The 10322-nt window shown below is 62.4% G+C and carries 9 protein-coding genes and 1 pseudogene; 1 reads left to right on the top strand and 9 read right to left on the bottom strand.

Going from position 1 to position 10322, the window contains the following annotated elements; translation table 11 throughout:
* From TSH20_RS35965 to TSH20_RS34800, 9 genes and pseudogenes are all read right to left on the bottom strand, one after another.
* A pseudogene (locus TSH20_RS35965) lies at positions 1-103 on the bottom strand (branched-chain amino acid ABC transporter permease LivH); the annotation flags it as partial.
* Between the two features lie 190 nt (positions 104-293).
* Positions 294-1448 (bottom strand): branched-chain amino acid ABC transporter substrate-binding protein, encoded by a 1155-nt coding sequence (locus TSH20_RS31725; RefSeq protein WP_109157082.1) that lies wholly within the window; start codon positions 1446-1448, stop codon positions 294-296.
* Positions 1449-1556: 108 nt separating this feature from the next.
* Positions 1557-2246 (bottom strand): HAD family hydrolase, encoded by a 690-nt coding sequence (locus tag TSH20_RS31720; RefSeq protein ID WP_109157083.1) that lies wholly within the window; start codon positions 2244-2246, stop codon positions 1557-1559.
* Between the two features lie 14 nt (positions 2247-2260).
* On the bottom strand, positions 2261-3025 hold the full coding sequence (locus TSH20_RS31715; RefSeq protein ID WP_109157084.1) for an enoyl-CoA hydratase/isomerase family protein: 765 nt from the start codon (positions 3023-3025) through the stop codon (positions 2261-2263).
* The gene (locus tag TSH20_RS31710) at positions 3022-4380 is read right to left on the bottom strand and encodes an AMP-binding protein (RefSeq protein ID WP_199232081.1); all 1359 of its coding nucleotides are present in this window, start codon (positions 4378-4380) and stop codon (positions 3022-3024) included. The genes TSH20_RS31715 and TSH20_RS31710 overlap by 4 nt, the downstream gene beginning before the upstream one ends.
* Positions 4377-4799: a thioesterase gene (locus tag TSH20_RS31705; RefSeq protein WP_109157085.1), complete on the bottom strand. Its 423-nt coding sequence runs from the start codon at positions 4797-4799 to the stop codon at positions 4377-4379. Before TSH20_RS31705 ends, TSH20_RS31710 begins: the two co-directional genes overlap by 4 nt.
* A gap of 203 nt (positions 4800-5002) precedes the next feature.
* Positions 5003-7102, bottom strand: coding sequence for a sigma 54-interacting transcriptional regulator (locus TSH20_RS35400; protein WP_199232082.1), 2100 nt, complete (start codon positions 7100-7102; stop codon positions 5003-5005).
* A 1276-nt stretch (positions 7103-8378) separates the two neighbouring features.
* Positions 8379-8822, bottom strand: coding sequence for a GreA/GreB family elongation factor (locus TSH20_RS31685; RefSeq protein WP_109157088.1), 444 nt, complete (start codon positions 8820-8822; stop codon positions 8379-8381).
* A gap of 681 nt (positions 8823-9503) precedes the next feature.
* Positions 9504-9776 carry a hypothetical protein gene (locus TSH20_RS34800; protein WP_146205426.1) on the bottom strand — a complete coding sequence of 91 codons (273 nt, stop codon included), beginning with the start codon at positions 9774-9776 and terminating at the stop codon, positions 9504-9506.
* A gap of 14 nt (positions 9777-9790) precedes the next feature.
* Here TSH20_RS34800 and TSH20_RS31680 point away from each other — a divergent pair, with 14 nt between their 5' ends.
* Positions 9791-10198 carry a response regulator gene (locus tag TSH20_RS31680; protein ID WP_109157089.1) on the top strand — a complete coding sequence of 136 codons (408 nt, stop codon included), beginning with the start codon at positions 9791-9793 and terminating at the stop codon, positions 10196-10198.
* Positions 10199-10322: the final 124 nt, after the last annotated feature.

The raw sequence follows: 10322 nt of genomic DNA, 5'->3' as shown, positions 1-10322 counted from the left end.
TCATGCCGATGATGCCGTACACCATCGTGTAGCCAATCGCGATCAGGCCGTAAATCGCCCCAAGCGACAAGCCGTTGATCAATTGCTGGAGAAAATAGTCCATGAAGTCGTCGCCCGAAGTTTGAGGCTCCTTCCCGCGTGCGAGAGAGGCGGAACGGAGCTTGGAGGTCGGGACGGACGGCGCGATGCGCCACGGCGCCGCTCGTCCTGGTTCGGGACAAGCGGCGGGCATGTCCCCGCGTTCGGCGGCCGTGGTTGCGGCTCCGTTCGTCAGGGCAGGCGTTTTGTTGGGATCACTTCAGGGGAGCGTAGGTGCCGTTGTTCCAGGCATAGAGCACGAAGGGCTCGGAGTTCGGATCGCCCTTCCGGTCGAACCGGATGTCGCCCAGCACGGTGTGGTAAGTGCCGGCATGGAGCGCGGCGGCCAGCTTGTCGCCCTTCATCGTCTTCGCCGCTTTGGCTGCGTCGGCCAGAACGTTGACGGCGGCGTAGGTGTAGAGGGTGAAGCCTTCCGGTTCGAATCCGGCGGAACGGAAGCGCTGCACCAGATCGGCGGTGCCGGCGTTGACGCGCGGATCCGGGTAGAAGGTGAACATCACGCCATCGCTGGCCGGCCCGGCGATGGCGGCGAATTCGGTGGTCGCCAAACCGTCGCCGGCCACGAACCGGGTCTTGAGCCCCTGTTCGGACGCTTGGCGCACCAGTAACCCGGCCTCCGTGTGATAGCCGCCGAAGAAGACGAGATCGACGTTCAGCGCCTTCAAGCGGGCGACCAGCGACGAGAAATCGCGCTCGCCCTGGGTGATGCCCTCGAACAGCACGACGTTGCGCCCCTGCTGTGCCAGTTCCGTCCGCACCCCCTCGGCGATGCCCTGGCCATAGGTGGATTTGTCGTGGACGACGGCGATGGTTTGGCCGAGACGGCGGCTGACGATCTGCTTCGCCGCCACACCTGCGGCCTGGTCGTCACGCCCGCAGACGCGGAACATGTTGGTCAGACCGCGTTCGGTGATCGTCGGGTTGGTCGAGGCCGGGGTTACGATCACCAGTCCAGCTTCTGCATAGACACTGGAGGCCGGAATGGTCGAACTGGAGCAGAAATGCCCGACCACCGCCTGAACGCCGTCCGCGACGAAGCGGTTGGCGACGGCCACCGCCTGTTTGGGATCGCAGGCGTCGTCGGCCACCTGCAGGACGACCTTCTCGCCATTGATGCCGCCGGCGGCGTTGAGGTCGGCGACGGCGAGGTCGGCACCGCGCCGCATCTGCTCCATGAAAGAGGCGTATTGCCCGGTGACAGGACCGGCAAGGCCGAGCTTGACGTCGGCCGTCGCCGCCGTCGGCACCAGCGCCGCGAGCGAGATGCCGAAACGAAGCAGGTTGCCGCGGAACAGCTTGCGGACGAACGTGTCGGATCGAGACCCAGGTTGAGACAATGATCGAGACATGGAACTTCCCCATTCGTTGACGCGGCATGTTGTTGTGTCGTTGCATCGTCCGCCGGGCCGCATGCGGCGGACGTGTCTCAGCAAGCCCGTTTTTCGGTGTGCCCGATGTCAGAGGGCAAGCACCTCGCGCAATCCGGTTAGATCGGCGAACTCATGGTCCGGCCGGGGCTGCCACGGCCCTAGCCTGTCCTGGGTGCGGTTGATCCAGGCGACCCGCATGCCCAGCGGCTTGGCTCCGTCGATGTCAGCCCAAGAAGCCAGCGAGGCGTGCAGCACTTCGCCGGGAGCCAGCGCCAGCCGGTCCAGAGCGAGCCGGAAGATGCGCTCCGACGGCTTGTAGGCCCGGGCCATCTCGGCGGTCGTGACGGTGGGAAAGAAGGAGGCCAGCCGGCTGCGCGCGAACAGGTCGCTGTCCATGTTGGTGATTGGCATCAGCGGATATTTGGCCACCAGAAGGGCGAGGATCTCCGGCACCTCGGGGTGCGGCCGCGCCTGCTCGACGAGGCCGGTCAGCAGCGTGTCGGTCAGGGCCGGAAGCTGGACCGTATCCAGCCGCTCGATCCCGGCCTCCGCCAGCGTGGCAGCCAACGCTTCGGCGGCGACCTCTCGGTACCGGCGATAGGCGGACGACCGGTAGAGTTGGACATTGCGCACATCCCAGTCGAGGTAGAGGGCTGCGGCGTCCAAATCGCTGCGGCCCAGGCTAAACAGCACCTGCGCCATGCCGGCGGTGCCGCCGGCATCGACGTCGACCAGCGTGCCGAAGTAATCGAAGGTGACGGCCTTGATCGCGCCCATTCCAGTTCCTCCTCTCAAGACGACTTGCGCGTGGCGAAACGGACGACCCGTTCGGCAGCCTCGGGATTGCCGAACGCCTCGATGGTGGCCGCTGCCTCCAAGTCCAGGGCACGGTGCAGCAGGTTGGACAGGTCGACAGTCATCAGACGCTTCAGCCGGCCGGTGGAGAAGCGCGACTTCCCGGCCACCACCGATGCCAGCGCCGTCGCAGTTTCGAGCAGCGCCTCGCGTGGGACCACCCGGTTGACCAGCCCGAGTCCGGCCAGCCGTGCCGCCGATTGCCGTTCGCCCAGAAGCATCAGCTCCATCGCCCGCTGATAGCCGACAGCCAGCGGCAGCAGGTGGGTCACCCCGCCGGTGACGAACTGGCCCCACTCCATTTCCGGGAAGAAGGCTTGAAGGTCGTCGGAGGCAACCACGAGGTCGCAGTTCAGCATCCATTCGAACCCGCCGCCCACGGCGAAGCCGTGTACCGCCCCCACGACGATCTTCGATCCGAACATCAAATCGTGGGTGATCTGCTGGATGCCGGCGATGTGGGCGCGGATCGCGGCATCGTCGCGGGTCTGCTGGTCGAACTCCTTCAGGTCGTCGCCCGCGCAGAAAGCCCGCCCGGCGCCGCACAGCAGGATCACCGACACGTCCGGGCGCTCCGCCGCTTCGGTCAGCGCGGCGTGAAGGTCATGCAGCAGGACGGTGCCGATGGCGTTCATCCGCTCCGGCCGGTTCAGCGTCACGCGGCCGATGCCGGCCGCCACATCGAGATTGACCGTGCTCATGATGCGACCCTTTCAATCCAGTCTGTCTTGCCGGCGGTGCGCGGCAGCGTGTCGTGCGGGATCATGGTGACCGAGGCAGTCGCGCCGGCTTGTTCACGCACCGCCTTCTCCAATTCCGCCGCTGCCGCAGGCCATGCCGTTCCAGGCAGCCGCTCGGCCGCCTCGACGCGCAGCTGGATGCGGTCGTACGGCCCGGGCCCGACCAGCCGGATGCGGAAATGGCCGGACGACAGCGCCGGCAGGCTGCTGACCGCCTTGCGGACCGCGCTGGGGAATATGTTGATTCCGCGCACGTTGAACATGTCGTCGGTGCGGCCGCTGACCCGAAAGCGCCAGGAGGTCCGGCCGCATGCGCAGCGCCCGGTGCCGGTCACGGTGATGACGTCGCGGGTGCGGTAGCGGATCAGCGGCTGGCATTCCTTTTCGATGTGGGTGCAGACCAGTTCGCCGACCGTACCCTCGCGGATCGGCAGACGGTTGCCCTCCGCATCGAGGATTTCGGCGAACAGATAGTCGCTGCCGTGGAAATGCAAGTCGGTGGTCGCCTCGCACTGGCTGCCCAGCGTGCTCAGCACCTCGCTGAGGCCGTAATTGGCGTTGCGCACGCCGAAGCCCCAGGTCTCTTCCATGGTCGCGCGGAAGGCCGCATTGTCCAGCCCGGCCTCGCCACCGAACAGGCCGAGCCGAAGCCCGAGGTCCCGCGGCGCCGGACCACCTTCGTCACGCAGAAGCTTTTCCAGCAGCGCCGGGTAGGACGGCGTGCAGGAGATGGCGGTGATCTTCAGGTCGCGGATCGCCTGGAGAAGCTGCTTGGTGTTGCCGACGCCGAACGGCACCACCGTCGCACCGGCCGCTTCCAGCGTCATGTGATCGGTCACGCCACCGGTCCACATGCAGTAGTTCAAGCAATGCACCACGCGGTCGGTCGAACGCAGTCCGGAGGCATGCATCGCCCGGCCGCCGATGGAGGCGATGCGGTCGCAGTCCTGCCGACTGTTGGCGAGGTTGAGCGCCCGGCCGGTGGTGCCGGAGGTGCGGTGCAGACGGACGATGCTCTCCTCCGCACAGGCCACATAGTCGCCGAAGGGATAGACGGCCTCCTGGCCGGCGCGGAGGTCCTCCTTGTCGGTCAGCGGCAGATCCTGCAGGCCGTCGAGCGTCACCGGGAGTCCGACGCTGGCGGGGAACATACGCCGATACATCGCAGACCGATCGGACACATAGGCCCATTGCGCCGTCCAAAGGTGGTCCTGAAGGGCGCGGATTTCGCCGTCGGCAAGGGTTTCAAAATCGGGGTGGAGAAGATCTGAGGTGGACATCAGGGCCTCGGTCTGGATGGTGGATGCACCGGTCATGAACCGGTGCGCGCGGCGGCACGGGAATCGGCACGGGATTCAATGGCGGATTGCGGCAAGATGGCGCGGGCGTGCCGGCCTTGGCCGATCTTGCCACCAGCATCCTCCGACCAGACGTTGAACCAGTAGAGAGCGCCCTCGCGCCCCGTGAAGCGGGCGCTGGTCCTCACCTGGCCGCCGACCGGCGTCGGTGCGACGTGCGACACGTCCAGTTTGGCCCCGACCGACAGCTCACCGGGCTGGAGCACGGGGCGCAGCAGGGCGGCACAGGCGCGCTCCATCTCGGCGATCATCACCGGCGTGGCGAGGACCTGCGGATAGCGCTCGTTGGGCTCTCGGGCGAAGGCGTCGGCCGTCATCGACGCATCGACAACGAGTTGCACCGTTGCGACGCGCTCCGGATCCAAGGGGATGGTCATTCGGGCTGTCTCCAGTTCAGGGGATCACCCTTCACTAGGCAACGTCCGTGCCAACCTTCGCCGAACCAGCCGGGGAGGTTGAAGAATGAATGAAATCAATTGATTGAACTGCCGGCCCAAGAGGGCGCCGACGCTGACGGCGATCACGCTCGGCAGTGCGTGTTAAAAAATTGAACGTTAAAAAACATTACGTTTGTTCAAATTCAAGACCATTTATCCGCCCCGGTGCGCTGCAGCGCGATGCCGTAGTCGCGGATTTTGGTGTAGAGAGTCGGCCGAGCAATTCCGAGGATCTCCGCCGCTCTGGTCACGTTGTGGTCCACATGGGCGAGCGTGGCGGCGATAACGTCGCGCTCATGCTCGCGCAACGACCTCAGGGCCGGTGGCGCGATCGGAGACGGTGTCGGCGTCCTCGGGTCGTCGGGTGGATCAAAACGCTGTATCTCCGTGCCCTCTGACAGCACGACGAGTCGCTCCAGAGTATTTTCCAGCTCACGCACATTGCCCGGCCATTCGTATGCGGCCATCGACCGCAGGGCTGCGTCGGAAATGGTGAACACAGGCTTGCCGGCGCTGGCGGCGTATTTGCGCAGGAAGTGGGTCGCCAGCATCGGGATGTCGTTTCTGCGGTCCTTCAGGGCCGGGATCGTGATTGAGACGACGTGCAGGCGGTAGTACAGGTCGTCGCGGAACTCCCGCCGGGCGATGGCATCTTTCAGATTCCGATTGGACGCGGCGATGACCCGGACATCGACCGGGATGGGCCGGGTGGCGCCGATCCGGGTGACCTCGCGCTCCTGGAGGACACGCAGCAGCTTGGCCTGGAGGTCAAGCGGCATCTCCGTGATCTCGTCAAGGAAGATCGTTCCGCCGGAAGCCATTTCGAACTTGCCAGGCCGCCCGCCCTTCTGCGCCCCGGTGAAGCTGCCGGCGACGTAGCCGAACAGCTCGCTTTCAATCAGCTCGCGTGGCAGGGCTGCGCAATTGACGGCGATGAAGGGGGCGTCACGGCGGTCGCCATGGGCATGGATGGCCTGGGCGAAGACCTCCTTGCCGCTGCCGCTCGGTCCATTCAGCAGGACGTTTGCGGTGCCGAGCGCGGCCTTGCGGGCATCGCCAATGGCGTGGCGCAGGCAATCCGACGTGCCGATGATGTCGTCGAAGGTGTAGCGCACCGGACTGCCGGCGATCTGTTGCGCGATCCGCTTGGCGCGGTTGAACTCCCGGAAGGTGTTGACGACCGATTGGACCTTGCCCTGTACGTCCTTGATGGGAATGGCGGTGTCGATCAGGTGCAGGTGGCGCCTGCCGGAATCGATGATCAGTTCCCGGTCGTAATAGCCGATGCCGGTGCGGAAGATCGGCGCGATGATCGGCTCGAAATCGAGCAGTTCGGCAAAGCGGCGGCCGACGCTCTGCTCCGGGTTCAGGGTCAGAATACGGCCGGCCGGCGCATTCATGTGGCGGACCCGGCCATCCTCGTCCACCACCAGCAATCCATCGGAGATGCTGTCGATGATGGCCCGCTGCTCGACCAGCATGCGGTCGAGATTGCCGCTGGTCTCCACCGCGCTCAATTGAGCGCTGGTGCTCTCTGCGCACAGCAGGGCAAGGCCGCTCAGCGTGTCCGTTCCAACCGATGCGTCCGACACCAGCGCTATGGCGCCGTGCAAGGCGGTGTTCAAACCGAAGAGAGGTGCGGCGGCGATCATGGTGTTTGTCAGGTCGCCGCTGACATGGTGCCAGTTGGATGTGACCATTGGGCGCCGCTCCCGCAGGCACAGATCGATGGCGTTGGTGCCGACGGCATCCTCCACCGCCGACCCGCCCTCGCCCAAGCCGGCCGCATCCAGCCGTTCGACGAAGGAACGGTCTCCGGCGACGCTGTGAATGATCAGGTCGCGGTCGACCAGAACGATGGCGACGGGATGATCGCGGCCCAGGATCAGGCGAATGGAGCCGAGGATCAGCGCGCCGGTGGCCGCTATGTTACCCAACAACTGGTTAGCCGACGGCCGCTCCCTCGGCACCGGACCGGCAGCCTCTTCCGGCGCCCGGTCGCGCAGGCGCCGCCAGGAAGACAGCACCGCCTCGTCCAAACACCCGGGCGGCGGCTCCTCGCCTCTCAAGAAACGGTCACGGGGTGTGTCTGAGAGGGAGTGTCGTGCCGTCATAGTTGAATCCGTAACAGCGGGAAACGCAAGGGTGGGACGACGGGGCCCGGTAAATGATCCAATCTGCAGCGTCGTGCGTTTGATATGAAACGCATGACGCTGCAGTCGCTGTTCGACGATCGGATTCACGCCCTAAACCGATTCCGATTTTACGCGATCCGCTCTCAAGAATGGGCTGGGTCATGCAGGAAAGGCAAAGAAAATGCATGCAGCACCATGCGGCAGCGTATTGCATGGAGGCGGGGAGGGCGAAAGATTTGACCTTCCCCATGCAGAAAGGACACCGGGTTAAGCGCCTGGAAGCTCGGCTTGGTCCGGGGTGAAGTAGCCGAGAGCCGAGGACAGTCTCTTGCCAGACCGGACACATGGATGAATCCTTCTCGGCCCGTCAGCTCGGATTTCCCTCTTGCGCCAGGTGGGGCACATACATGGTCCCCGTTTTCTGGGAAGATGACTGGGCGGAAGCCGCGGCAACGCATGGAGCTTCCAAGGAGGATGGCGTTCGTTGCGCGTCCGCGGCTCGCTGTGAGGTTTGACGGCGATCAGGCGGCCGGCGCCGCGTCGACGGACGCGTACACCTTGATCTCCTGGAACTGCTCGATGGCGCGAGGACCGCACAGAATGCCACGCCGCTCTGCTTGAAGCCGCTCTCGTCGAAGTGCTCGGGGATCACGCCCCAGCAGTTCATCCAGATGGTGCCCGCTTGAATGGCCTTGCCGACGCGACGGGCGCGGGCGGCGTCTGCGGTGAAGACTACGGTATGAGGCGCCGTTTACCGAAGGAGCAGCGAACGGCATTCCCCTGCGTTGCATTCAACTCCGAACAGCAACAGGGGCGTCACCACGTCCTTTGCTCGAAAAGAGCGTCCACGGAATCCATCTCCTGCATGTCCTGCAACAAGCGCTTCCGTCTGGCGGCTTGCGGCTGATAGGCAACGTCTTGCACAACCACGTACCTGGGATCTCCCTCCAGGGATCGGTAGTGGAGACTGCTGCCGCTTCTCATTCCAATCAGTGCGGCGCCAAGAGGGCTTGTGACTGAAACGCAATGTCCATTCGGTGTGTAGCGTTCAGGGAAGACCAGGAATTTGGATCGCGTGCTGTCGGCGCACCCGGTATGGAATGTGACCCTTGAGTTTATGGTAACGATATTCGAAGGAATGTTGTCAACGGGGTACACGATTGCACGCGCAACCTCCCGTTCCAGAAGATCTGAGACGGGATAATACAGAGCCGCCGCGCATTCGACCAACCGCTTTAGCCGACGCCAATCACGATCCGTCATGACGATGGATGGAAGAACCTTCTCTTCCTTGCGATCCATACACATTGCCGCCTCCACTGTTGTCTTGTGAAAAGATGAGCGGCGCCGAACGCCGGGTCTATCCTGATATTTCCAGATTTGGCTAGAGAGCGCTGTCATTATGACGGCACTGTATTGGTCTACTTTTGTCTACATTCTTCATCATGAAACGCATGGTACTTCCACCAGCTTTCTTGATCACAATAACGGTACTCTCCGCGGCCCCGATCAACCGACCGCCCAGAGGCGTCAGGACGGAGATGCAGTCGATCGTTCCTTCATGCCCCGGCCAACTGAGGATGCAGTGACGTTCCTCGCCGGTGGCACAATCTTGCACGACCAGGGTGGAACCAATGCGCACCACATGACCGGGCAGGTGCTCGTCATCGACAATGACAGCATCTTCGAGCGCATCCAGAAAGGATGAACGCACCTCGGGAGGCATTGCCGAACCCGGTGTGATCAGCAAAGTGGCGATGCGAAGGTAATCGCTTTGACCAATGACAATAACGTCTCCGGACGAGGCTGCTTCGACAGTCTTTTTCATGGCCCTCACCTAAGCCAAGTAAACGCAGGAGACACTCCCGCCCCAGACTTGACGGATGCAAGCCTTGCTGGACACGCTGCATTTGGTCACGACTTTCGAATGAGTGCTCATCCGTCAGCGTTCTCCAAACCGGGCGCACGCCAGCATTCGAAGCTTGTCAAACTATCTGGGGTTGTGAATGGCATGCAGCATGGCGGAACCGAACGACTCTTCGGCGCTCGATGCGATCAAGATGTCAGCGCAAGCCCTGGATCCTGGTCGAACGGATTGATTCCGCCCAGGATGCCAGGGCGAGCTATCCTGCGAGCAGGCCACCTGAAACAAGAAGGAAGCGGTTGGCTATTTGGCTTGTGATCATAGTGATGGAAATAATTGGTATCACACAACGTTTTGTCAAGGCCTATACTAAAAATCAAGACAGCAAGAGCCTTCTCCAACGTAAGATTTTTTTCTTCAATTAGAAAATAAATCAGCATCACCGAAGGGATGTCGCCAGATTTTAAAACTGTCTCAAGCAAACGATTATCGTTGCCCGTTGTTTCTCTATTCACCGGATGGTTCGACGGAACTGGCGACTCAGCACATTCATCGCCATCCGATCATCTCAAGAGCGCGGGTGATTTGGATGGCTTACGCAATGTCGGTGTGGATGCACAGCGCAGGATCGGGCAACTGCCTTCGTCACCAAATCTGCTTCTCGACCTTTGCCTTTTGGCGATAACGCTGTTCCGCGGCCACGCGCCCCCGTCCAATTCCGGCAATCGGCCAAATGTGGTGGTTGCGCTGAGTGGGCGCGGCAATTGTCGCGGCGGCGAGCACCGCACCACGACGGGCGGTCGCACCATGGCGGTACCCGAAGGACGTTTCTGGATGAGGCCTTAACGCCTCTTTTGTTTCATCCAGACCAATTAGCAGACCAATCGCCAGCCAAACTAAAGGCTCTCCATGCAGCAATCGAGGTGTCTTCAATGCGCACTCAGAACAAAAAAGCCGTTCAGAATAGTAGTGACCGAAATCTTGTATTGTTAATAGAGAATAGTATGTGCCTTCGAATAGCGATGAAGACCCTCATCGAAATGTGGGGCTACGATGTGCTGGATGCCTCTTCCGCGAGGCAAACATTTACCGCGCTCAGGGAAGTTCAGAAGCGACCCGACGTAATGATCTCCGATCATCACCCTCTTGAAAAGGAAAGCGGGATCGATTCCATTCGTGCTATCCGCGCCCTCTCAAACAAAAGGCTTCCAGCGATTCTCCTGATCAATGATTTTGCATTCCGTGATGACATCTTGACAGCCGAAGAGATCAACGTGCTCCGCAAGCCAGTCGACCCACACCAGCTTCGCGCGCTCTTAGCCACAATGACGATCATATGATCAGAAGGGCGTTGGAGCGCAATTCAGCGTTAGAGCGTGTGCATCGGCGTGGAACAGTAGGCCAGTTTCGGGGGTGATCGGCGTCCAAAACCCAGCCACCTCCTGATCTGGCAGACTTCCACCC

The organism is Azospirillum sp. TSH20 (assembly GCF_003115935.1).
Classification (GTDB): Bacteria; Pseudomonadota; Alphaproteobacteria; order Azospirillales; family Azospirillaceae; genus Azospirillum.
This window is presented reverse-complemented; position numbering and strand designations above follow the sequence as displayed.